24 protein-coding genes and 1 tRNA gene are annotated in these 21831 nt (G+C 73.0%); 7 read left to right on the top strand and 18 right to left on the bottom strand.

The genetic code is table 11. The features are described 5' to 3' along the window. Nucleotides 1-288 precede the first annotated feature (288 nt). Nucleotides 289-1053: a response regulator transcription factor gene (locus ACVWNX_RS12995; protein ID WP_454414078.1), complete on the top strand. Its 765-nt coding sequence runs from the start codon at nt 289-291 to the stop codon at nt 1051-1053. 327 nt (nt 1054-1380) lie between these two features. On the opposite strand, the gene ACVWNX_RS12990 is transcribed toward ACVWNX_RS12995, so the two are convergent. Further along, on the bottom strand, nt 1381-1878 hold the full coding sequence (locus ACVWNX_RS12990; protein WP_454414077.1) for a MarR family winged helix-turn-helix transcriptional regulator: 498 nt from the start codon (nt 1876-1878) through the stop codon (nt 1381-1383). Between the two features lie 97 nt (nt 1879-1975). Between ACVWNX_RS12990 and ACVWNX_RS12985 the strand changes: the two genes are divergently transcribed. Continuing rightward, complete coding sequence (locus ACVWNX_RS12985) at nt 1976-2794, top strand: trans-aconitate 2-methyltransferase (RefSeq protein WP_454414076.1); 819 nt, start codon at nt 1976-1978, stop codon at nt 2792-2794. A gap of 77 nt (nt 2795-2871) precedes the next feature. Here the strand turns inward: ACVWNX_RS12985 and ACVWNX_RS12980 are convergent, their stop codons facing one another. Further along, nucleotides 2872-3534: a flavin reductase family protein gene (locus ACVWNX_RS12980; RefSeq protein WP_454414075.1), complete on the bottom strand. Its 663-nt coding sequence runs from the start codon at nt 3532-3534 to the stop codon at nt 2872-2874. 65 nt (nt 3535-3599) lie between these two features. Between ACVWNX_RS12980 and ACVWNX_RS12975 the strand changes: the two genes are divergently transcribed. Then, nucleotides 3600-4361 (top strand): ArsR/SmtB family transcription factor, encoded by a 762-nt coding sequence (locus ACVWNX_RS12975; RefSeq protein WP_454414074.1) that lies wholly within the window; start codon nt 3600-3602, stop codon nt 4359-4361. 15 nt (nt 4362-4376) lie between these two features. Here the strand turns inward: ACVWNX_RS12975 and ACVWNX_RS12970 are convergent, their stop codons facing one another. From ACVWNX_RS12970 to ACVWNX_RS12945, 6 genes are all read right to left on the bottom strand, one after another. After that, complete coding sequence (locus ACVWNX_RS12970; protein ID WP_454414073.1) at nt 4377-4574, bottom strand: hypothetical protein; 198 nt, start codon at nt 4572-4574, stop codon at nt 4377-4379. Beyond that, on the bottom strand, nt 4571-4921 hold the full coding sequence (locus ACVWNX_RS12965) for a hypothetical protein (RefSeq protein WP_454414072.1): 351 nt from the start codon (nt 4919-4921) through the stop codon (nt 4571-4573). The genes ACVWNX_RS12970 and ACVWNX_RS12965 overlap by 4 nt, the downstream gene beginning before the upstream one ends. Before the next feature lie 88 nt (nt 4922-5009). Then, nucleotides 5010-5777 (bottom strand): radical SAM protein, encoded by a 768-nt coding sequence (locus ACVWNX_RS12960; RefSeq protein ID WP_454414071.1) that lies wholly within the window; start codon nt 5775-5777, stop codon nt 5010-5012. Further along, complete coding sequence (locus ACVWNX_RS12955; RefSeq protein WP_454414070.1) at nt 5774-6214, bottom strand: hypothetical protein; 441 nt, start codon at nt 6212-6214, stop codon at nt 5774-5776. The genes ACVWNX_RS12960 and ACVWNX_RS12955 overlap by 4 nt, the downstream gene beginning before the upstream one ends. 274 nt (nt 6215-6488) lie before the next feature. Next, nucleotides 6489-6644, bottom strand: coding sequence for a hypothetical protein (locus ACVWNX_RS12950; protein WP_454414069.1), 156 nt, complete (start codon nt 6642-6644; stop codon nt 6489-6491). Between the two features lie 254 nt (nt 6645-6898). Next, nucleotides 6899-7633 (bottom strand): GntR family transcriptional regulator, encoded by a 735-nt coding sequence (locus tag ACVWNX_RS12945; RefSeq protein ID WP_454414068.1) that lies wholly within the window; start codon nt 7631-7633, stop codon nt 6899-6901. Between the two features lie 482 nt (nt 7634-8115). Between ACVWNX_RS12945 and ACVWNX_RS12940 the strand changes: the two genes are divergently transcribed. Then, nucleotides 8116-8430 carry a hypothetical protein gene (locus ACVWNX_RS12940; protein WP_454414067.1) on the top strand — a complete coding sequence of 105 codons (315 nt, stop codon included), beginning with the start codon at nt 8116-8118 and terminating at the stop codon, nt 8428-8430. Between the two features lie 33 nt (nt 8431-8463). Then, nucleotides 8464-8991, top strand: a complete 528-nt coding sequence (locus ACVWNX_RS12935) for a DUF6879 family protein (protein WP_454414066.1) — start codon at nt 8464-8466, stop codon at nt 8989-8991. A gap of 60 nt (nt 8992-9051) precedes the next feature. Here the strand turns inward: ACVWNX_RS12935 and ACVWNX_RS12930 are convergent, their stop codons facing one another. Together ACVWNX_RS12930 and ACVWNX_RS12925 are read right to left on the bottom strand one after the other, a co-directional pair. Beyond that, the gene (locus tag ACVWNX_RS12930) at nt 9052-9723 is read right to left on the bottom strand and encodes a TetR family transcriptional regulator (RefSeq protein WP_454414065.1); all 672 of its coding nucleotides are present in this window, start codon (nt 9721-9723) and stop codon (nt 9052-9054) included. Beyond that, nucleotides 9720-10709 (bottom strand): acyl-CoA desaturase, encoded by a 990-nt coding sequence (locus ACVWNX_RS12925; protein ID WP_454414064.1) that lies wholly within the window; start codon nt 10707-10709, stop codon nt 9720-9722. The genes ACVWNX_RS12930 and ACVWNX_RS12925 overlap by 4 nt, the downstream gene beginning before the upstream one ends. A gap of 277 nt (nt 10710-10986) precedes the next feature. Here ACVWNX_RS12925 and ppc point away from each other — a divergent pair, with 277 nt between their 5' ends. Next, nucleotides 10987-13719 carry a phosphoenolpyruvate carboxylase gene (gene ppc, locus ACVWNX_RS12920; protein ID WP_454414063.1) on the top strand — a complete coding sequence of 911 codons (2733 nt, stop codon included), beginning with the start codon at nt 10987-10989 and terminating at the stop codon, nt 13717-13719. A gap of 6 nt (nt 13720-13725) precedes the next feature. Here the strand turns inward: ppc and ACVWNX_RS12915 are convergent, their stop codons facing one another. The 6 genes from ACVWNX_RS12915 to ACVWNX_RS12890 form a co-directional block, all read right to left on the bottom strand. Next, entirely contained in the window at nt 13726-14232 is a 507-nt protein-coding gene (locus tag ACVWNX_RS12915; protein ID WP_454414062.1) for a hypothetical protein, read from the bottom strand. Nucleotides 14233-14374: 142 nt separating this feature from the next. After that, nucleotides 14375-14971, bottom strand: a complete 597-nt coding sequence (pth, locus tag ACVWNX_RS12910) for an aminoacyl-tRNA hydrolase (protein ID WP_454414061.1) — start codon at nt 14969-14971, stop codon at nt 14375-14377. 146 nt (nt 14972-15117) lie between these two features. Further along, the gene (locus ACVWNX_RS12905; RefSeq protein ID WP_454414060.1) at nt 15118-15705 is read right to left on the bottom strand and encodes a 50S ribosomal protein L25/general stress protein Ctc; all 588 of its coding nucleotides are present in this window, start codon (nt 15703-15705) and stop codon (nt 15118-15120) included. A gap of 350 nt (nt 15706-16055) precedes the next feature. Continuing rightward, entirely contained in the window at nt 16056-17030 is a 975-nt protein-coding gene (locus ACVWNX_RS12900; protein ID WP_454414059.1) for a ribose-phosphate diphosphokinase, read from the bottom strand. 137 nt (nt 17031-17167) lie between these two features. Then, nucleotides 17168-18613, bottom strand: coding sequence for a bifunctional UDP-N-acetylglucosamine diphosphorylase/glucosamine-1-phosphate N-acetyltransferase GlmU (gene glmU / locus ACVWNX_RS12895; RefSeq protein WP_454414058.1), 1446 nt, complete (start codon nt 18611-18613; stop codon nt 17168-17170). Nucleotides 18614-18769: 156 nt separating this feature from the next. After that, nucleotides 18770-18841: transfer RNA gene (locus ACVWNX_RS12890), tRNA-Gln, on the bottom strand. A gap of 168 nt (nt 18842-19009) precedes the next feature. On the opposite strand from ACVWNX_RS12890, the gene ACVWNX_RS12885 reads away from it, so the two are divergent. Next, the gene (locus ACVWNX_RS12885) at nt 19010-20350 is read left to right on the top strand and encodes a sensor histidine kinase (RefSeq protein ID WP_454414057.1); all 1341 of its coding nucleotides are present in this window, start codon (nt 19010-19012) and stop codon (nt 20348-20350) included. 87 nt (nt 20351-20437) lie between these two features. Here ACVWNX_RS12885 and ACVWNX_RS12880 read toward each other — a convergent pair whose 3' ends face one another. After that, nucleotides 20438-20971, bottom strand: coding sequence for an SUKH-3 domain-containing protein (locus tag ACVWNX_RS12880; protein ID WP_454414056.1), 534 nt, complete (start codon nt 20969-20971; stop codon nt 20438-20440). 111 nt (nt 20972-21082) lie between these two features. Continuing rightward, a complete protein-coding gene (locus ACVWNX_RS12875) occupies nt 21083-21652 on the bottom strand; it encodes a YwqJ-related putative deaminase (RefSeq protein ID WP_454414055.1) in 570 nt (189 codons plus the stop codon). Between the last annotated feature and the right edge of the window lie 179 nt (nt 21653-21831).

The following is a 21831-nucleotide window of genomic DNA, read 5'->3' as shown; positions in this document are numbered from 1 at the left end:
GTCGACTTCTGTCTCAATACGAAACATCAGGCCCGCGTTAAACGGCGAGGTCAAACAGTTCTCCAAATCGGCTTCCCCTCCCGCCCGGCGGCCTTACCCTGATGGGCAGCGTCGGTGGGGGCCGACGCGGATCAAGGGGCGACAGTCGGGTACGACGCCCGAGGCGGGGGTAGCAGTCCAAGGCACGGCGGCGGCCGTGCGGCTGCGGCGTCCCGTGCCCGGACCGACCGGGTCCGGGTTCCCCTTGGGTGCCGCATCGTTCAGGCCGTCCCCCGAAGGGGGTTTTCTGTGGTTCGTATCCGAGTGCTGGTCGTCGACGACCATCGCATCTTCGCCGAGTCGCTCGCGGCGGCACTGGCCGCCGAGCCCGACGTCGAGGTGTCGGCGGCGGGAAGCGGTCCGGCGGCCCTGCGCTGCCTCGACCGCGCGGTGGCCGACGGGCGCCGGTTCGACGTCCTGCTGGTCGACGCCGACCTGGGCGCGGCGGCCGTGGGCGTGCTGCCCGGGGCCCGGCCCGCCGTGGTCGCCGACAACGGCTCCGACGGCGGCGGTGGCCCGGCGGCCGACGGGATCTCCCTCGTCGCCGCCGTACGGCAGGCCCAGCCCGGCGTCCGCACGGTGGTGCTCGCCGAGAAGGACGACCCGAGACGCGCGGCCCAGGCGCTCCAGGCCGGAGCCGGTGGCTGGGTCGCCAAAGACTGCTCGCTGTCCCGGCTGCTGAACGTCATCCGGGGCGTGCTCCGGGACGAGACACATCTGCCGCCCGCGCTGCTCACGGGCGTGCTGCGGGAGCTGACGGCCGCCCGCAAGCACCGCACGGAGAGCGAACGGCTGGTCGAGTCGCTCACCCCGCGCGAGCGGGAGGTGCTGCGCTGCATGGTCGCGGGGCTCGGCCGCAAGGCGGTCGCGGAGCGGCTGTTCCTGTCCCCGCACACCGTGCGCACCCATATGCAGAACGTGCTCGGCAAGCTGGGGGTGCACAGCACCCTCGCGGCGGTGGCCCTGGCCCGGCGGGCGGGCGTGGGCCCGGTCGACCTGGAGGCCGCTTCCTGACCGACCCGCCCGGGCCGGGCCCTGTTCCGGGCCGGTCCCGTCCTGTCGCGCCCGGGTCCCGTCCCGCTCCGGGCCAGGTCCCGGCCGGGGCCACCCGGACGGGGGCGGGGACGGGACCGCCTGATCGGAAGAGCCGTCCGATCAGCGGGCCCGGATCGCAGGGGGTTCCGGATCGCAGGGGTCCCGTATCGCAGGGCTCCGGATCGCACCGCCCGCCGGATCGGCGCGGGCCCGGCCGCCCGGACGGGGAGCCGCGAAGCCACGAAGCCGCGGATAACCGCCGTAGCGGCCATAGCGGCCGTAGCCCCGGGAACCGCCGGGTGACGGTCAGCCGGGGATGTTGTCGAACGGGGCGGTGAGCTGGCGCAGCAGCGCGGCCAGCTCGGCGCGCTGGGCGCGGGACAGCTCCGAGAGGATCGCCCGCTCCTGGTCGAGGAGGCCGGACAGCGCCAGGTCGGCGCGGTCCCGCCCCTCGGACGTCAGCCGGACGAGGACACCGCGCCGGTCCGTGGGGTCGGGCAGCCGCTCCACGAGGCCCTTCTTGGTGAGCCGGTCGATGCGGTTGGTCATCGTGCCCGAGGTGACCAGCGTCTGCGTCAGCAGTTGCCCCGGCGACAGCTGATAGGGGGAACCGGCCCGGCGCAGTGACGTGAGGACGTCGAACTCCCAGGGCTCCAGGTGGTGTTCCGCGAAAGCGAGTCTGCGCGCCCGGTCGAGGTGCCGGGCCAGCCGGCTCACCCGGCTGAGCACTTCGAGGGGTTCCACGTCGAGATCGGGGCGCTCCCGGCGCCACGCCGCGACCAGCCGATCGACCTCGTCCTCCATGGCGATCAGTGTAGTAGGTCTGTCGATGTGAAGTCTCTTGATGTCAAGATAGGCTGGTGGCGCGGGGGACGGTCCGCCGCTCCGCGAGGAGGTCGTCATGCCCGCCGCCCCCGTCTGGGACCCGCGCCAGTACCTGCGCCACGCGGACCACCGCGGCCGGGCCTTCGTGGACCTGCTCGCCCGGGTGCCCGAACCGTCCGTCGCCGGGCCCCTCCGCGTCGCGGACCTCGGCTGCGGCCCCGGCAACGTCACCACCCTGCTCGCCGACCGCTGGCCCGCCGCGCGGATCACCGGATACGACAACTCGCCCGAGATGCTCGACCGGGCCGCCGCGCTCGCCGGACCCACCGCCGGGGGCGGCACCCTCGACTTCGCCCACGCCGACGCGGAGCGGTGGTCCCCCGACCCGGCCGAGCCCTACGACGTGATCATCAGCAACGCGCTGCTCCAGTGGGTGCCCGGCCACACCGACCGGTTCGCCGACTGGATCGCGGGCCTGGCGCCCGGCGGCACCTTCGCCTTCCAGGTCCCCGGCAACTTCGGCGCGCCCAGCCACGTCCTGCTCCGCGAGGTGGCCGACGGCCCCCGCTGGCGGGACCGCCTCCACGGGGTGCTGCGCCACGGCGACGCGGTGCACGAGCCCGCCGCGTACCTGGACGTCCTCGCCCGCCTCGGCTGCGAGGTGGACGCCTGGGAGACCACCTACGCGCACGTGCTGACCGGGGAGGACCCGGTCCTCGACTGGGTCATGGGTACCGGGCTGCGCCCCGTCCTCGCCGCCCTGGCAGGCGACCCGCCCGCCCGGGACGCCTTCCTGGACGAGTACCGCACCGCCCTCCGCGCGGCGTACCCGGCCGCCCCGTACGGCACGGTCCTCCCGTTCCGCCGGATCTTCGTGGTCGCCCGCCGCGCCTGACCGCCGGAGGCCGCCGGGCCCCGGATGCCAGGCGGGCCGGGAGGCCGGGGGCCGACGCGAGGAGCGGCGCCACGCGCTCAGCCCCTCCCGGCCCTCCCCGGCGCGGGGCGCGGGGTCTCGGACCTCCCGCTGTGGCCCAGTTCGGGCCCGAGCCCGAAGTAGTGCCGGAAGTTGTAGATCAACGGACTCCACGCCCCCGGCTCGATGTGCTGGGTTCCCGGCACCACCAGCTCCGGGTCGGCGTGCACCGCCAGCACCCGGGCCTCGACGATCAGGAAGTCGCCGTCGCTGTCGTCCCCGACCCGGGAGGCCCGGGCCTCCAACTGGATCGGGCACTCGGCCACCCGGGGCGGTCGCACCGTCCGCGACGGCTGCGCCCGCAGACCGGCCGCCGTGAACTTGTCCGGCTCGTAGCGCGCCCGCCCCGGACCGCTCCCGGCCACCGGCGGCCGTCCGGTGAGACCGCCGAGCCGTTCGACGGCGGCCCACTGCGAGGGCCGGGGCAGGTTGATCACCAGCTCCGGCCGCTCCGCCAGGTTCGCTCCGGTCCGGCCCTCCTTCCCCAGCCCCATGACCACCACCCGCCCCAGGGCCCACGCCGAGGAGATCGGCGCCAGGTTGTACGTGCCGTCGGGGTTCTCGGTGGTCAGCAGCACCACGGGGGTGCCGAAGTAGAGGATGCTCGGGGTGATGGTCAGATGGCTTCCGGTGTGCTCGGACCGGATCGTCGCGGTGTTCATGCGGCGACCGTAGGACGCGGACGGTTCGGCCACTGCCGAACCGTCCGCGTGCGAGCATGAACGACGTGAACAGGGACGAGACGGACAGGGGCCCCCGGAGCGGGAACGGGCCGCACGGCGACGACGGACGGGGCCTCGCGGGCATCGCCGCGCTCCTCGCGGACCGCACCCGCGCGGCCTTCTGCCTGGCGCTGCTCGACGGCCGGGCCTGGACGGCGGGCGACCTCGCCCGGCACGCCGGAGTCGCCCGCTCGACCGCCACCGAACACCTCAACTCCCTGGTCGGCGCCGGTCTGCTGACCGAGGAACGCCAGGGCCGTCACCGTCACGTCCGGCTGGCCGGGCCGGAGGTGGCCGAACTGGTCGAACGCCTGGCCGCCCTCGCCGACGCGATGACGGTGACGGCGGCGACGGCTCCCGCCTCCCTCTCCGCGTCCGGCCGCCGCCGCGCCCTCGCCCGGGCCCGCACCTGCTACGACCACCTGGCCGGGGCGCTCGGGGTCGCCATCACGGACGCCATGACCGAACGCGGACTGCTCGACTGGACGCACGGCCTCACCCTCACCCCGGCCGGTACGGCCTGGCTCGGCGAACTGGGCGTCCCGGCCCCCTCCCCGGCCACCGGCACCCGCCGCCCGGCCGTCCGCTCCTGCCAGGACTGGACGGAACGCCGTCCCCACCTGGCGGGCGCGGTGGGCGCCGCCCTCTGCCACCACGCCTTCCAAGCCGACTGGGTGACCCGGGTCGGCACCACCCGCGCCGTCCGGCTCACCAGCACCGGACGCGAGGCGCTGGCCCGCCACCTGGGACTGACGGACACCCCGTAGGCCCGGGACCGGTCGTCAGCGCCCCGGGGACGTGCCGCGCGCCCGGCCGGTGCCCCGCTCGCCCCCGGCGACGAGGACGTGACGGGGACAGACGTGATGGGCGACGGACCCGCTGTACCCGATGACGACGGGAACGGTGGTCCAGCACCCGCAGACGTAGCAGTGGGCACCGGTCTCGGCGGGCGGACCGTCGAGGAGGGCGTCACGGATCACGCGGCGGCCGTCCCGGCCGCCCGGGCCCGCGCCTGGTGGACGCCTTCTCCCAGGCAGGGGTAGTCGTAGCCGCGTTCCGCGAAGGCGGTCGCGTAGAACCGTTCGCGTTGCTCCGGAGACAGGTACCGGGCTTCTTCGGCGCGGAAGACGGCGAGTGCTTCGGCTGAGCTGGGACCGGTCCAGGGCCGCCGCCAGGGGTCCGGTTCGGGGGTGGGGATGGATACGGGGACGGGCCGGGGTTCGGGTCGGGCGAGGTGGTCGGCGGTGTGCCGTCCGGGACGGACCCGGCGGGTCAGCGGCAGGCGTGCGAGCACCCGTACGAGGGCACGGGCGATACGATCGCGCATACGTCGGTCAGCTCCTATGCAAGCTGTCTTGGCGGAGCCCCGGGTGGACCGTTCGAGCGGTCCGCTCGGGGCGTTCGTGTGTGGTGGGTCAGGTGAGTGCTCGGCGGTGACCGTCGAGGAGTGCGGCGAGCGGGGTCCGCCGGAGGTTGCCGGTGGGGGTGTCGGGGGAGAGCGGGCAGCCGGTGAGGTTGCCGTTGGGCTGGACGGTGAGACGGCCCCGCGCGTGATGGGCGTAGGTCTCGTCCAGCCCCGGTCCGGGTGGCGCGTCCCGCCCTTCGCCCCAGGCGCGGTCGATGGCGACGCGGGTGACGCCGAGGTTCGTGAGGTCGGCGCGGGCCCAGCGGATGCGCTGGCCGTGGAAGGTGTCGGTGATCCGGGCCCGGAGCCGGACGCCGCGCTGGACGGCTTTGCGGATGTTGTGCCGGGTGTCGCTATGGCTGCCGGGGTGCCCGGTGAGGTGGTCGTGCTGGTGGGCGGAGTCACTGTGGTACCCGGTGGTGACACCGATCCCGGGCCGGGTGAGCAGCTCCCACCACCCGTCCCGGACGTGGACGAGGTCGGTGTACAGCTCGACGGTCATCCCCGACGACAACGCGAGGTCCACGAAGTCGGTCCAGTGGGGGTGGAGGGTCGGCTCCCCACCGATGAGCCGGAGGTGCGGAACGCCGAGAGCTGCGGCGTCGGTGATGACGCGCCGCCAGTCGTCGGGCGTCATCGTCCCGGGCACGGCCCACGGCTCCGGCTCGGACAGACAGTGCGCGCAGTGCCTGGGGCAGCGCCCGGTGATCTCCAGCTCCAGCGAACTGATCCCCGCGAACACCCTTCGCGGCGGGGACGGTTCATCAACCAGCGTCATGGGCGGTTCCTTGTCACTGTGTCAAGGTTGGGGGTTACGGTCACGGTGTCGGGCCGGGCGGTGAGGACGTACCGCTCGCCGAACTCCGCCGCGACGACTTGGACGGTGCCTCCGTCGCGCAGCCGCCGTATCGCGGGGGAGTGGTCCCCGCTCAGGGCCCAGGCGCGGAGGCGGGTGGGCGCGTCGCCGGGGAATTCGTGGTCCGGGAAAGGGATCTCGTTCAGCGCGTCCGGGTGGATCGGCCCAACGTCCGGGTCGGGGTCGAGCCCGTCAGCGATACGCACCGCCTGCCTGCGGAGCCAGCGCAGGGCCCGTCCCGGGTAGGGGCTGGTGAACGTTCCGAGGACCATCCGGGTGTCCCAGTCCCCGTAGACCGAGGACCACTCGGCCACCACCTCGGCCAGGTACCGGGGCGACGGCTCGGGAGGCTGGCTCACGTCGTGACCCCTGGCAAGGTACTCGGGTCGACGTCCTCCGGCGGGTCCCACTGGACCGTCTCGAACAGTGCCCGGTCGAACCGGCGATGACCCGTCTGCTGGAAGTGAACCTCCATCCACCGCGCCGCACCCTCGGCCGTACGGAACTCCGGACCGGGCGGCGGGATCGCGTCGCACTGGGGGCTACCGGAAACGCACTGCGCATACGCGCTCGCGCCCCAGAACTCCAACCGCCGCAGGCTCCACTCGGTATGGCGAAACCGCCTGCTCACGGCTACACACCTCCCCGACTGCTGTGAAGGTTCAGTTCGTTCAGCGCGGGGCGGATCTGGTCCAGGACCGTCGCCGGACGCACGTCCTCGCGACGCGCCGTCCACTCGACCCCACCGCCGGGCGGGCGGAGATAGACCGGACCCCAGGTGATGTCCATGACCCTTCCCACCACCCCACGCACGCTGTCGAACGCGAGGCCACCAATCGCGAGTTCGTCACCGCACATGACGTGCGCCCCCGTCTCTCCGCATCGCCTTCGACGCTTGCTTCATGGGTTCCCACCCTTCTGCGAGAGCTGGACAGGTGGACCATTCCACCGGTTGACCTGTCCAGTCAAGGAAGGCAAATGAAAACAACCCCTGCCGAAACAGGGGTTGTTGGGTGTGATGACGTATTTTCAGCCAGACCCGGTCACTCCGACCGCATGGCGTACTCCTCGGTCCGCGCCCATCGCCCGGAGGGTGTCACGCCCACCTCGTAGGCCAGCGGCTTGCCGTCCGAGTCGTAGGAGATGTGCCGCACCTCGGCGACTGCCTCTGGCCCGGTGAGCCCCAGAACGCGCAGCTCATCGTCGGTGGCGAGCCGTGCCGTCCACCAGTCGCGTCCCGTTTGCGGTCGTCGGCCGGTCTGCATTTCCACATAGCGGGTGGTGCCCTCCCGCACCCGCTCCCGCTGCAACAGCCGAGGCGCGGCGTCGGCCACCTCGGTCGTGAACCACGAGGTGGACATGGCCGAAGCCTTGTCGCCCTCGCGGGTGACGCGCTGGCGGCGTACGACGCTCGCCCCGGCCTCGACTCCGAGGGCAGTGGCGACGTGTTCCGGCGCCTCGGTGAGCTCCGCCACGAGGATCTCGGCGTACTCGCCCGCCGTGTAGATGTTCCCCGTCGCCACGGCGGTCTGGTACCGCTCGCCCGCGCTGCGCGCCAGCGGCACCCTCGGCTGAACCGTGGTTCCGACGCCCTGACGGGAGGCGATCAGACCCTCCTGCCGGAGGACCTGGAGTGCCCGGACGATCGTCGGGCGGGAGACGCTCCACCGGTCCGTCATCTCGCGTTCGCTCGGCAGGCTGTCACCCGCGTTGAGCTCGCCCCGCACGATGCGGCCCCGGATCTCAGCCGCGATCTGTTCGTACTTCGGCAGTGCCATGCTCGGATGCCCCTTGATGGTTGGCCAGTTGACTTGTCCAGTAGGTCATGGTGCCGCACTGCCGGGGAGGGAACCAAGCCGGTATCCCGGACACGAGCGGATACGGGGAGCGGGGTGAACAACACAGCCTCGGGCCGGAACGGACTCGCCCACCTGCGAAGCCGATGCCCCGGGCATGGGCCGGGCTTCGCGGAGGCATTCAGCGAGGCCCCACCATCCACGGCGTGACCGGCACCGTCCCCGTCCCGCGACTCCAAGGACCCCGAGCGGCCCCATGCTCCACCTCCGCGCCGATGCCCTCACCTCCTTGGTGATGGGCGTCAAGACCAAGACGCTCGACACCGTTCAGTCGCACCACGCGCGCACCCGCACGACCCCGCCGGTCCTGTCACCGGGAGCGGCAGGGCGGTCCCGATCTCCTGTACTCCTTCGGTACCGCGAACCCCGCACGGGCCGTCGCTGGCTGTGCCAGGCTCTACGCCATGCGGGAGATGTCGGAGGACGCGCGCGAGGTGCTGGTACTCGCCGTCGAGGTCGCGCGGCTGCGCGACGCCCCCGTGTGCACGAGCCGGGACGTGGCCCTCGCCGTGATCGCGTACCGGCTGATGCTGGCGGAGCGCGAGCCGGAGGTGCTTCTCCCCAGTCTGTCTCCCGAGGCCCTGCCGCTGGACCTCTCCTTGGAGGAACTGCTGAGCGGGACGCCGGGCGCCGTGCCGCTGTCCGAACTGCGGGAGTTGGCGCTCCGGGAGAACCCGGACTTCGCGGAGTACCTGGGAGCGTCCGGGGAGGACTCGTGATGATTCCGGAGGAGACCGTGAGGGAGGCCGTACGTGCGCTTGGCCGGTGAGGAATGGAGCCGTCGGTTCGCGGGGATCGCGCGCGAAGCCTGGCGGCTCGAAACCCTTCCGCAGTACCTCGTACCGCAGGAGGCGGAGGAGTTCTCGGCCTTCCGGGAGGGACGGCCGCTGACCCCGTACACCGCTTCCCCGTACACGGAACGGGTCGCGCGCCAGCGGGCCGAGGGGAAGCGGAACGGCCGGGTGCACATCGTGACGCGACCGCTCTCCGCCTACCTGCGGTTCGAGTTCAGCCGGTACTACGAGGTGCACGTCCGGGCGGGCGACGACATCCGGATCCTCGACGTGACCGGTCGGCCGAACCCTCTGGAGGGGGTCCAGGACTTCTGGATGTTCGACCGGTCGGAGGTGGTCCTCATGAACTACGAGGCGGACGGGACGCAGATCGACCGCGAACCGTACGACGGGGACGTCTCCCCCTTCGCCGGGTACCAGCGCACGGCGATCGCGGAGTCCGTCCCCTTCGAGGAGTACGTGAACGGTGGCGGTCGTCCGGTCTGACCGCCCCGGGACGCGCGCCGGGGGGCCGCGCACGGGAGGGTCCCGTACGCGGCCCCGCCGTCACGACTTCCGGTGACCCGTCAGCCGGGGCCTGGGCTCCAGGCCGTCCAGGCCGTGCCAGGCCAGGTTGACCAGGTGCGCGGCCACCTCCGCCTTGCCGGGGCGGCGGACGTCCAGCCACCACTGGCCGGTCAGCGCGACCATGCCCACCAGGGCCTGGGCGTACAGGGGGGCCAGCTTGGGGTCGAAGCCCCGGCTTTTGAACTCGCGGCCGAGGATGTCCTCCACCTGGGTCGCGATGTCCGAGATCAGCGAGGCGAAGGAGCCGGTGGACTGGGCGACGGGGGAGTCCCGGACCAGGATGCGGAAGCCGTCCGTGTACTCCTCGATGTAGTCGAGGAGCGCGAACGCGGCCTGTTCGAGGAGCTCGCGGGGGTGCCCGGCGGTGAGGGAGCCGGTGACCCCGTCGAGGAGCCGTCGCATCTCGCGGTCGACGACCACCGCGTAGAGGCCCTCCTTGCCGCCGAAGTGTTCGTACACCACCGGCTTGGAGACGCCGGCCTTCGCGGCGATCTCCTCCACCGAGGTGCCTTCGAAGCCCTTCTCCGCGAAGAGGGTGCGACCGATCTCCAGCAGTTGCTGGCGGCGCTCCGCGCCGGTCATCCGGGTGCGGCGGGCGCGCCGCGGCTTCTCGCTGGAGGTGCTGGAGTCGGTCGCCACGCCGTCCATCATGCCGCGTCGGCGGTTTCCGGCTGGCGCCGGGCGTCGATCCGGGACTCCGACGGCCACCGCACGTCGTACGCCCAGCCCAGCTTCTCGAACCAGCGGATCAGCCGGGCCGAGGAGTCGATCTGCCCGCGCAGCACCCCGTGCCGGGCCGAGGTGGGGTCGGCGTGGTGCAGGTTGTGCCAGGACTCGCCGCAGGACAGCACGGCCAGCCACCACACGTTGCCGGAGCGGTCCCGGGACCGGAAGGGGCGCTTGCCCACCGCGTGGCAGATCGAGTTGATCGACCAGGTGACGTGGTGCAGCAGCCCCACCCGGATCAGCGAGCCCCAGAGGAACGCGGTGAAGGCGCCCCACCACGACATGGTGACCAGTCCGCCGATCAGCGGCGGCAGCCCCAGCGAGACGATCGTCCAGAACACGAACTGACGGGAGATGCGGCGGATCGCCGGGTCCTTGACCAGGTCGGGGGCGTACTTGTCCTGCGGGGTCCGCTCCTCGTCGAACATCCAGCCGATGTGCGCCCACCACAGGCCCTTGACCAGCGCCGGGACCGTCTCGCCGTACCGCCACGGGGAGTGCGGGTCGCCCTCCGCGTCGGAGTACTTGTGGTGCTTGCGGTGGTCCGCCACCCAGCGCACCAGCGGACCCTCCACCGCGAGGGAGCCCGCGACGGCCAGGGCGATCCGCAGCGGCCGCTTCGCCTTGAACGAGCCGTGGGTGAAGTAGCGGTGGAAGCCGATGGTGATGCCGTGGCAGCCCAGGAAGTAGAAGAAGACCAGCAGTCCCAGGTCCAGCCAGCTCACCCCCCGCCCCCAGGTCAGGGGGACGGCGACGATCAGCGCGAGGAACGGCACGGTGATGAACAGCGCCAGGGCGAGCTGTTCGACCCTGCCCTTCCGGTCGCCCCCGAGGGTCGCGGAGGCGGGCAGCGGATCGGGTCCCCCGGGCGCCTCGGGGGCGTCTTCGAGAACGTCGGAGCGGGTGGTCATGGGGAGTTCCCTGAGGGGTCGGAGACGGGGGAGGGGGACGCGCGGGCCACGTTTCCTACGGTTGCGTAACCTACGGCGACGTAAGTATGGCAGCGCGCGGCCCCTCGGCAAGAGGCCCTTGGACCGCGCGTCCGTCCGGACACCTATCCTTGGAGACGGCCGGACAGCGTCGTCCGCTCTGTGTTCGACCCGGGCCCGTGAGCGGCGCCAGCCGCCCTCACCACCGACGACCCGGGTTCCCCTCCAGAAGCGCCTCAACCCGCAAGGAGCCGCACCTGTGAGCAGTGCCGACGACCGCACCCCCACCACCAGCCCCGAGCTGCGCGCCGACATCCGCCGACTGGGCGACCTCCTCGGCGAGGCCCTGGTCCGCCAGGAGGGCCCCGAGCTCCTCGACCTCGTCGAGCGCGTCCGCCGTCTCACCCGTGAGGACGGGGAGGCCGCCGCCGAGCTGCTCGGCGGCACCGAGCTGGAGACCGCCGCGAAGCTGGTGCGGGCCTTCTCCACCTACTTCCACCTGGCCAACGTCACCGAGCAGGTGCACCGTGGCCGTGAGCTGCGGGCCCGCCGCGCCGCCGAGGGCGGTCTGCTGGCCCGTACCGCCGACCGGCTCAAGGACGCCGACCCCGAGCACCTGCGGGAGACGGTCGCCAACCTCAACGTGCGCCCCGTCTTCACCGCGCACCCCACCGAGGCCGCCCGTCGCAGCGTCCTCAACAAGCTCCGCCGCATCGCCCGGCTGCTGGAGACCCCGGTCCTGGACTCCGACCGCCGCCGTCACGACGTCCGCCTCGCCGAGAACATCGACCTGGTGTGGCAGACCGACGAGCTGCGGGTGGTCCGCCCCGAGCCCGCCGACGAGGCCCGCAACGCCATCTACTACCTGGACGAGCTGCACGCCGGGGCCGTCGGGGACGTGCTGGAGGACCTCACCGCCGAGCTGGAGCGCGTCGGGGTGAAGCTCCCCGACGACACCCGCCCGCTGACCTTCGGCACCTGGATCGGCGGCGACCGCGACGGCAACCCCAACGTCACCCCCCAGGTGACCTGGGACGTCCTGATCCTCCAGCACGAGCACGGCATCAACGACGCCCTCCAGCTCGTCGACGAGCTGCGCGGCTTCCTCTCCAACTCCATCCGCTACACCGGGGCCACCGAGGAACTCCTCACCTCCCTCCAGGCCGATCTGGAGCACCTCCCCGAGATCAGCCCCCGCTACAAGCGGCTGAACGCCGAGGAGCCCTACCGGCTCAAGGCCACCTGCATCCGGCAGAAGCTGGAGAACACCAAGACCCGCCTCGCCAAGGGCACCCCGCACGCCCCCGGCCGCGACTACCTGGGCACCGGGGACCTGCTGCGGGACCTCGCCCTCGTCCAGACCTCGCTGCGCGAGCACCGGGGCGCATTGATCGCGGACGGCCGGATGAACCGCACCCTGCGGACCCTCGCCGCCTTCGGCCTCCAGCTCGCCACCATGGACGTCCGCGAGCACGCCGACGCCCACCACCACGCCCTCGGCCAGCTCTTCGACCGGCTCGGCGAGGAGTCCTGGCGGTACGCCGACATGCCCCGCGAGTACCGGGCCAAGCTGCTCGCCAAGGAGCTGCGCTCCCGCCGCCCGCTGGCGCCCACCCCGGCGCCGCTGGACGCCGCCGGACAGAAGACCCTCGGCGTCTTCAGCACCGTCAAGAAGGCCCTGGAGGTCTTCGGGCCCGAGGTCATCGAGTCGTACATCATCTCGATGTGCCAGGGCGCCGACGACGTCTTCGCGGCGACCGTCCTCGCCCGCGAGGCCGGACTGATCGACCTGCACGCGGGCTGGGCGAAGATCGGCATCGTCCCGCTGCTGGAGACCACCGACGAGCTGCGCGCCGCCGACGTCATCCTCGACGGCATGCTCGGCGACCCCTCCTACCGGCGGCTGGTCGCCCTGCGCGGGGACGTCCAGGAGGTCATGCTCGGCTACTCCGACTCCTCCAAGTTCGGCGGCATCACCACCAGCCAGTGGGAGATCCACCGCGCCCAGCGGCGACTGCGCGACGTGGCGCACCGCCACGGGGTGCGGCTGCGCCTCTTCCACGGCCGGGGCGGCACCGTCGGCCGGGGCGGCGGCCCCTCGCACGACGCGATCCTCGCCCAGCCCTGGGGCACCCTGGAGGGCGAGATCAAGGTCACCGAGCAGGGCGAGGTCATCTCCGACAAGTACCTGGTGCCGTCGCTGGCCCGGGAGAACCTGGAGCTGACCGTCGCGGCGACCCTCCAGGCGTCGGCCCTGCACACCGCGCCCCGCCAGTCCGTGGAGTCCCTCGCCCGCTGGGACGCGGCCATGGACGTCGTCTCCGACGCCGCCCACGCCGCCTACCGCTCGCTGGTGGAGGACCCCGACCTGCCCGCGTACTTCTTCGCGGCCACCCCCGTCGACCAGCTCGCCGATCTGCACCTGGGGTCCCGGCCGTCGCGCCGTCCCGACTCCGGCGCCGGACTCGACGGGCTGCGGGCCATCCCGTGGGTCTTCGGCTGGACCCAGTCCCGCCAGATCGTCCCCGGCTGGTTCGGCGTCGGCTCCGGGCTCAAGGCGCTGCGCGAGGCCGGGCTGGACACCGTCCTGGACGAGATGCACGAGCAGTGGCACTTCTTCCGCAACTTCGTGTCCAACGTCGAGATGACCCTCGCCAAGACCGATCTGCGGATCGCCCGCCACTACGTCGACACCCTCGTCCCCGACGAGCTGAAGCACGTCTTCGACGCGATCGTCGCCGAGCACGAGCTGACCGTCCGCGAGGTGCTGCGGATCACCGGCGGGGAGCGGCTGCTCGACACCCACCCGGTGCTCCAGCAGACGTTCGCCATCCGGGACGCCTACCTGGACCCGATCTCCTACCTCCAGGTGTCGCTGCTGGCCCGCCAGCGGGCCGCCGCCGAGCGCGGCGAGGAGCCGGACCCGCTGCTCGCGCGGGCCCTGCTGCTCACCGTGAACGGGGTCGCCGCAGGGCTGCGCAACACCGGCTGACCGGTCTCAGACCGTGACGACGGCCGCCGTCAGCAGCGCCAGCGCGGCGGCGGCCGTCGCCCACGCGGTCCGGGGCGCCCGGACGCCCCCCGCGATGATCACCGCGGCGAGCAGCAGCGCGCCGCCCAGCGGGACCCACGCCCGCAGCAGCCCGGAGGTGCCCGCGCGGACCACCTGATCGGTGTCCGGCTTCACCACCACCGCGATCCGCTCGCCCGGGTCGGCGCCCACCGACCCGTCGAGCACCACCCGCTCCCGGGCCCTCGACCCCGCCGACAGGGGGGCGTAGCTGCCCACGCACTCCTCCGCGTCGCAGCCCCCGATGGTCATGGTGCCGCGCTCGCGGCCCTTGGTGAGCATCACGTGCTGGGCGGTGCCCCAGGACGCCCACACCCCGGCGATCAGCAGCAGCAGCGCCACCACGCCCATCACGGTGCGGCCGGCCCAGGACACGGCGATCCGGCCGGGGTGACGGGAGGAAGCCCTGTGGCCCGTGCGGGCACGCGTCGCCATGGCCCGGATCTTTGGCCATCCCCGGGTGCCCGGTCAACCGCCTCCGGCGACTTGTCCGGGATGTCCGCCGAGGTCCGGGCCCTTCCCCCGTCCGGCGGGCCACCTCGGTCGTCGTACGGCCTTGGCCGTCGTGCGGACGGCCTCAGCCGTTGTACGTGCCCTGTGCCCGTTCCAGTCCCTCCGCCAGCAGGCACTCCACCGCGTCGGCGGCCCGGTCCACGAAGTAGTCGAGTTCCTTGCGCTCGGCGCCGGAGAAGTCCTTCAGCACGAAGTCGGCGACCTGCATCCGGCCGGGCGGCCGTCCGATGCCGAACCGGACCCGGTGGTAGTCGGGACCCATCGCCTTGGTCATCGACTTCAGCCCGTTGTGGCCGTTGTCGCCGCCGCCGAGCTTCAGCCGCAGCGTCCCGTAGTCGATGTCGAGTTCGTCGTGGACGGCGACGATCCGCTCGGTGGGCACCTTGTAGAAGTCCCGCAGCGCCGTCACCGGGCCGCCGGACAGGTTCATGTACGACAGGGGCTTGGCGAGGACCACCCGGCGGCTCGCCGGGCCGGGCGGGCCGATCCGCCCCTCCACCACCTGCGCCTGTCCCTTGGTCGCCCGCTTGAACGTGCCGCGCATCCGCGCGGCCAGCAGGTCCGCCACCATGAACCCCACGTTGTGCCGGTTCATCGCGTACCCCGGTCCGGGGTTGCCGAGCCCCACCACCAGCCAGGGCGCGTTGCCGTCGTCCGTCATCGTCTCCCGTTCCTCCTCGTGCCGCGCGTGCCCCGCGGGCCGCTACGGCCACAGCCGCCGCCCCGGGGGGACGACGGCTGTGGATCTGCTCGATGTGACGTCCGCCGGGGGCGGACGCCGTGCCCCGCCTGCGCGGGGCGGGTGGCTCACGCCTCGGCGGACTCGCCCTCGGCGGCCTCGGCCGGGGCCTCCTCGGCCTGCGCGGCCAGGATCTGGATGACCACCGCGTCCTCCTCGACGGCGAGGGAGACGCCGGAGGGCAGGACGACGTCCTTGGCGAGGATGGAGGCACCGGCCTCCAGGCCCGCCACGGAGACGGTGAGCGCCTCGGGGATGTGGGTGGCCTCGGCCTCGACGGGCAGCGCGTTCAGCACGTGCTCGACGAGGAAGCTGCCCGGGGCCAGCTCGCCCTCGGTGTGCACGGGGACCTCGACGCTGACCTTCTCGCCGCGCTTGACCAGCAGCAGGTCGACGTGCTCCAGGTGGCCCCGGACGGCGTCGCGCTGGACGGCCTTCGGGATCGCCAGCTCGTTGCGGCCCTCGATGTCCAGGGAGATCAGGACGTTGGGGGTGCGCAGGGCGAGCAGCAGCTCGTGGCCCGGCAGGGTCACGTGGACGGGGTCCGTGCCGTGGCCGTACAGGACACCGGGGACCTGGTGCTCACGGCGGATGCGGCGGGCGGCGCCCTTGCCGAACTCGGTACGGGTCTGGGCGGCGAGCTTGACCTCGGACATCAGCACTCCTCGTAGGGAAGAATCGATCACGGCCGTCACCCGGCCGTACGACTGGCCTGCTACGAAGAGCGCGTCGATAACGGACCGCCGCACATCAGAAGTGCGGCCTCCCTCGCCGAGCAACCTGGTCAGTCTACTCGGCGGGCGGGCCGCACTCCAAAAGGATCAACCGGGGCCGCGCCGGTCGCACCGGCCGGGACGTCCCGGGCGGCGTCCGCCGACGACCGGGACCGCCCCCCGGTCCACGGACCGGACGGGAGCACTGCCGGGCGGGGCGGTACCGGACGGGAGGCGGCGGACCCGCGGCGGCTCCCGCGGTCCGTTCCGGTGCCTCCCGCCCGGCCGGGTGCCTACTGCTCGTCGAAGAGGCTGGTGACCGAGCCGTCCTCGAACACCTCGCGCACCGCGCGCGCGATGGTCGGCGCGATGGACAGCACGGTGATCTTGTCCAGCTCCAGCTCCTTGGGGGTGGGCAGGGTGTCCGTCAGGACGAACTCGCTCACCTTGGAGTTCTTCAGCCGGTCGGCGGCCGGGCCGGAGAGCACGCCGTGGGTGGCGGTGACGATGACGTCCTCGGCGCCGTGCGCGTAGAGGGCGTCCGCCGCCGCGCAGATGGTGCCGCCGGTGTCGATCATGTCGTCCACCAGGACGCAGACGCGGCCCTTCACGTCACCGACGACCTCGTGCACGGTGACCTGGTTCGCGACGTCCTTGTCGCGCCGCTTGTGCACGATCGCCAGCGGGGCGCCCAGGCGGTCGCACCAGCGGTCCGCGACCCGGACCCGGCCCGCGTCCGGGGAGACGACCGTCAGCTTGGAGCGGTCGACCTTGGCGCCCACGTAGTCGGCGAGGACCGGCAGCGCGAACAGGTGGTCCACCGGGCCGTCGAAGAAGCCCTGGATCTGGTCGGTGTGCAGGTCCACCGCGAGGATGCGGTCGGCGCCCGCGGTCTTCATCAGGTCGGCGATCAGCCGCGCCGAGATCGGCTCGCGACCGCGGTGCTTCTTGTCCTGCCGGGCGTACCCGTAGAACGGCACGATCACGGTGATGCTCCGCGCCGACGCCCGCTTCAGGGCGTCGATCATGATGAGCTGCTCCATGATCCACTTGTTGATCGGAGCGGTGTGGCTCTGGATCAGATAGCAGTCGGCGCCACGTGCCGACTCCTGGTAGCGGACGTAGATCTCACCGTTGGCGAAATCGAACGCCTTGGTCGGCACGATGCCGACTCCCAGCTGGTGGGCTACCTCCTCGGCCAACTCGGGGTGGGCGCGGCCGGAGAAGAGCATCAGTTTCTTCTCGCCGGTCGTCTTGATCCCGGTCACAGCACAGTCTCCTCGACGTGTTCGCAGCTGCTCACCCGTCCGCGTCCCGCACCGACGAGTCAGCCGAATCAATGCCCCAATCCAGCGGAATGAGTGCACCTATCACGGTACGCGCTCCACGGCGTACCCGAATCCGGTCAGCTTTCGCCGTCGGCCTCGCGGGTAGCCGCCTCGGCCGCCTTCGCGGCGGCGCTCCCGGGCCGCTTGCGGGCCACCCAGCCCTCGATATTCCGCTGCTGACCACGGGCCACCGCCAGCGAACCCGCCGGTACGTCCTTCGTGATCACGGACCCGGCGGCGGTGTACGCCCCGTCCCCGATGGTGACGGGTGCCACAAGCATGTTGTCGGCGCCGGTGCGGCAGTGCGAGCCCACCGTGGTGTGGTGCTTGTCCTGTCCGTCGTAGTTCACGAACACGCTCGCGGCGCCGATGTTGGTGAAGTCGCCGATCGTCGCGTCCCCCACGTACGACAGGTGCGGCACCTTGGTGCCCTCGCCGACGGTCGCGTTCTTCATCTCGACGAACGAACCCGCCTTGGCCGAGGCCCCCAGCCGGGTGCCCGGCCGCAGATACGTGTACGGGCCCACGGACGTCCCGGCGCCCACCTCGGCGCCCTCCGCGACCGTGTTGTCCACCCGGGCGCCCGCGCCGACCACGGTGTCCCGCAGCCGGGTGTGGGGGCCGACCTCGGCGCCCTCCGCGATCCGGGTCGCGCCCAGCAGCTGCGTCCCCGGCCACACCACGACGTCCCGCTCGAAGGACACCGTCACGTCGATCCAGGTGGAGCCCGGGTCGATCACCGTCACGCCGTCCAGCATGGCCCGCTCCAGCAGCCGCGCGTTCAGCAGTCCCCGCGCCTCGGAGAGCTGCACCCGGTTGTTGATCCCGGCGATCTCCCGGTGGTCGGCGGCCACCGACGCGCCCACCCGGTGCCCCGCGTCCCGCAGGATGCCGAGGACGTCCGTCAGGTACTCCTCGCCCTGGCTGTTGTCCGTGCGCACCCGTCCCAGCGCGTCCGCGAGCAGCGTGCCGTCGAACGCGAACACCCCGGAGTTGATCTCCCGGACCGCCCGCTGCTCCGCCGAGGCGTCCTTGTGCTCCACGATCGCGGTCACCGCGCCCGAGGCGTCCCGCACGATCCGTCCGTAACCGGTGGCGTCCGGCACCTCGGCCGTCAGCACCGTCACCGCGTTGCCCTCGGCCTCGTGCGTCCGCGCCAGCTCCCGCAGGGTCGCGCCGGTCAGCAGCGGGGTGTCGCCGCAGACCACGACGACCGTCCCGGCCAGGGGGCCGCCCAGCTCCGCGAGACCGGTACGGACCGCGTGCCCGGTACCGTTCTGCTCCTCCTGCACCGCCGTGCGGGTACGGGGGTCCACCTCCGCCAGATGCGCGGTGACCCGCTCCCGCGCGTGCCCGACGACCACGACCAGGTGCTCCGGCTCCAGCTCACGGGCGGCGGCCAGCACATGGCCCACCAGGGAACGGCCGCAGATCTCGTGCAGGACCTTGGGTGTGGCCGATTTCATACGGGTGCCCTCACCCGCTGCGAGAACGACGACGGCGGCCGGGCGAATGGCGCTCACGGTATGCCCTTCGGCTTTCGGTGCGGTGCGGACCCCGGCAGGATACCGGGGCGTAGGGAGCCGGAAACGGGCGCGGGCCCCGAACCGTGGGGCCCGGGGCCGGACGGCCGGGACGGCCGGTGACTCCGCCACCGGACGGCCGGGGCGGCCAGTGGGCTCCGCCGGCTGGATTCGAACCAGCACTACAAGGCTTCAAAGGCCTGCGGGCTACCGTTACCCCACGGCGGATCACTGCCCCAGACCTTACCCGAGCCGGATGTTGTCCCCGGCACGTTTCCGGCCCGTCCCACCGCCCGTTGAGCGGTGGATGGCCGATCCCTTGCCACCGCGTGCCATCGGGCGACGGCACCGGAAATCCGCCGGGGCCACCGGCGCCCCCGCCCGTACGCTGGGGGCATGACCATGACGGGGGAAGAGCACCACGCGGCCGTGACCGGGCCGTGGTGGTGGGCGCGGCGGCGGAGCGCCGTGTTCGACGTGACGCTGGCGGTGCTGTCCAGCATGGAGTGCGCCAAGCAGGGAGCGGACTTCGCGGACTCCACCGGCCTGCCCACCATGGTGGGGCTGGTGTTCGGGATGCTGGCCGGCTCGGTGCTGCTGCTGCGCCGCCGCTGGCCGGTCGCGGTGGTCCTGGTGGGCATCGCGGTGACCCCGGCCCAGATGGGCTTCGTCCTGGGCATCGTCGGCCTCTACTCGCTCGCCGCCTCCGAGACGCCCCGCCGGATCATCGTCGCCCTGGCCGGATTGAGCATGCTCGGCGCGCTGATCGTGTCCTACGTCCGCACCGACCAGGAGGTCGCCTCGGGCGCCCTGCCCGGCGGGAGCTGGTTCGTCCTCTTCATCGCCCTGACGATGTCCCTGGGGCTGACGGCGCCCCCGGTGCTGCTCGGGCTGTACGTCGGCGCCCGCCGACGGCTGATGGAGAGCCTGCGGGAGCGCGCCGACTCGCTGGAGCGGGAACTCCAGCTCCTCGCGGAGCGCGCCGAGGAGCGCGCCGAGTGGGCCCGGAGCGAGGAGCGCACCCGGATCGCCCGCGAGATGCACGACGTGGTGGCGCACCGGGTGTCCCTGATGGTGGTGCACGCGGCGGCGCTCCAGGCGGTGGCCCGCAAGGACCCGGAGAAGGCCGTCCGCAACGCCGCCCTGGTCGGCGACATGGGACGGCAGGCGCTGAGCGAGCTGCGCGAGATGCTCGGGGTGCTGCGCACCGGCGACGGTTCGCTGACCGCCGCCGCCGGGGCCGGCAACCGGGGATCGGTGCCGCTGGCCTCGGTCGGCGCGGCGGCCGCCGCCGCGGCCTCCCGGGCCGCCGGGGCGGGTCCCGCGCCCGTCGCGGACGGGCCCTGCCTGGCTGACCTGGACGAGCTGGTGGGCCAGTCCCGGGTGGCGGGCATGGCGGTGGTGCTGTCGGTGGAGGGCGAGCCGTCCCCGTACGCGGCCGGTGTGGAGCAGACGGCGTTCCGCGTGGTGCAGGAGGCGCTGACCAACGTCCACAAGCACGCGGCGGGCGCCAAGACCTACGTACGGCTGGCGCACCGGGGCGCGGAGATCGCCATGCAGGTGGAGAACGAGGCGCCCCCGGTGGCCGGGGAGGCCGTCGGGGCGCGGTTGCCCAGCGGCGGCAACGGGCTGGTGGGGATGCGGGAGCGGGTGAGCGCGCTGGGCGGCGTCTTCGTGTCCGGCCCGACGGACGGCGGCGGGTTCCGGGTCTCGGCGGTCATCCCCTGCGGGGGGTGAGCACCCCTTCCCTCCCTTCTCCCTTCTCCCTCTTCCCCCTTCCCCCTTCTTCCCGGTCCCTCCCCGCTCCTTTTCCTCCCCGGCGGGTCAGTGGGCGGTGCTGAGGCGGGCGGGCTGGGCGCCCGTGACCAGGGTGGTGAGGGCCGCGTCCATGTCGGGGCCCAGGTACCAGTCCCCGGTGTGGTCCAGGCCGTACACCCGGCCCTCCGCGTCGATGGCGAGCAGCGCCTGGTGGTCGCCCTCACCGGGCGAGCCCCCGGTCAGCTCCTCGCCGAGCGGGCTGACCTCGGTGCCGAGGGCCCGGCCCAGGTCGGCGAGGGTGCGGGCCAGGTGCAGTCCGCGCAGCGGGTCGAGCCGGACGGCGGTCGGGGCGATCGGACGGCCCTGCCCCGGCGGCACGGGCCCCGGCGCCAGGCGCAGTCCGCCGAACTCGGCCCACGCCTCGACGGCGGCGGGGAACACGGCGTGCTCGTGTCCGGCGGGGGAGGTGTGGGCGCGCAGGGTGTCGGCCCAGAACTCGGCTTGTTTTATGTCCCAGCGGCCGGGTTCCCAGCCCGCCGCGCGCAGTGCCGCGTCGACGGGGACCGGGAATCGGGTGGTGGAGGTGCGGTCGGGCTGCATCTGCTCTCGTTCGTGCGTTCGTGGGGGTGGGTGCGGTGCCGTGCGGCTACGGGACGGGGCCGCGGCCGGTCCGGGCGGGCGCCCGGTGGCCGTCCGGTCGTCCCGGTCCGGTCATCTCGGTCCGATGACCCGTACGCCGAAGTGGCTGGCGAGGGCGGAACACGCCCGGCACGGGTGCGCGAACGTGCCGTGCAGCGGGTCGTCGTCCTCGCGGATGCGACGGGTGGTGAGCTTGGCGTGCTTGAGGGCCTTGCGCGCCTCGCCGTTGGTCATGGGCTTGCGCCGGGCCCGCTTGGAGCGTTCGGTGTCGGCGGCGGTGAGGTGCCGGGAGATCAGCAGGGTCTCCGCGCAGCGCCCGGTGTAGCGGTCGCGGCGGTCGCTGCCGAGGGCGTCGAGGAACTCCTGCACCAGCGGGTGCAGCGCGGGCGGACGGTCGCCGCGCGCCGCCGTGCCCGTCAGGGTCGTGCCGTGGACGGAGAGCGCGGCGGCGACCGTCGGGAGGATGCCGTCCCGGCGGTGGGCGAGGACCGGTGCGTGGAGCGCGCGTTCGCTGCTCCAGCCCACCCGGGGGTCTCCCGTGGCGGTGGCGGTCCCCGGGGTCGCGGCCGGAGCCGTGGCCGGGGCGGTCTGCCGGGCGGACGGGACCGGTCGGGTCGTGTGCGGTGCCTGTGGTGTTCTCATCGGGCCTGTGTTCCCTCCCCGCGGGAGGGTGCCTGGCTGGTGGTGGCCGCCCCGCGTGCGGTGTATCAGCCTGCCAAATTCGGGCGCCGCTGTGGTAGCCGCGGCGTTGCGCGGCAGGCTGGCTCGCGTGTCGCTCGTCGTACGGTCACGCCGGTGTGACACCAGGTCACCGAAGGCGT

The organism is Streptomyces sp. JNUCC 64, from assembly GCF_054484115.1.
This window is presented reverse-complemented; position numbering and strand designations above follow the sequence as displayed.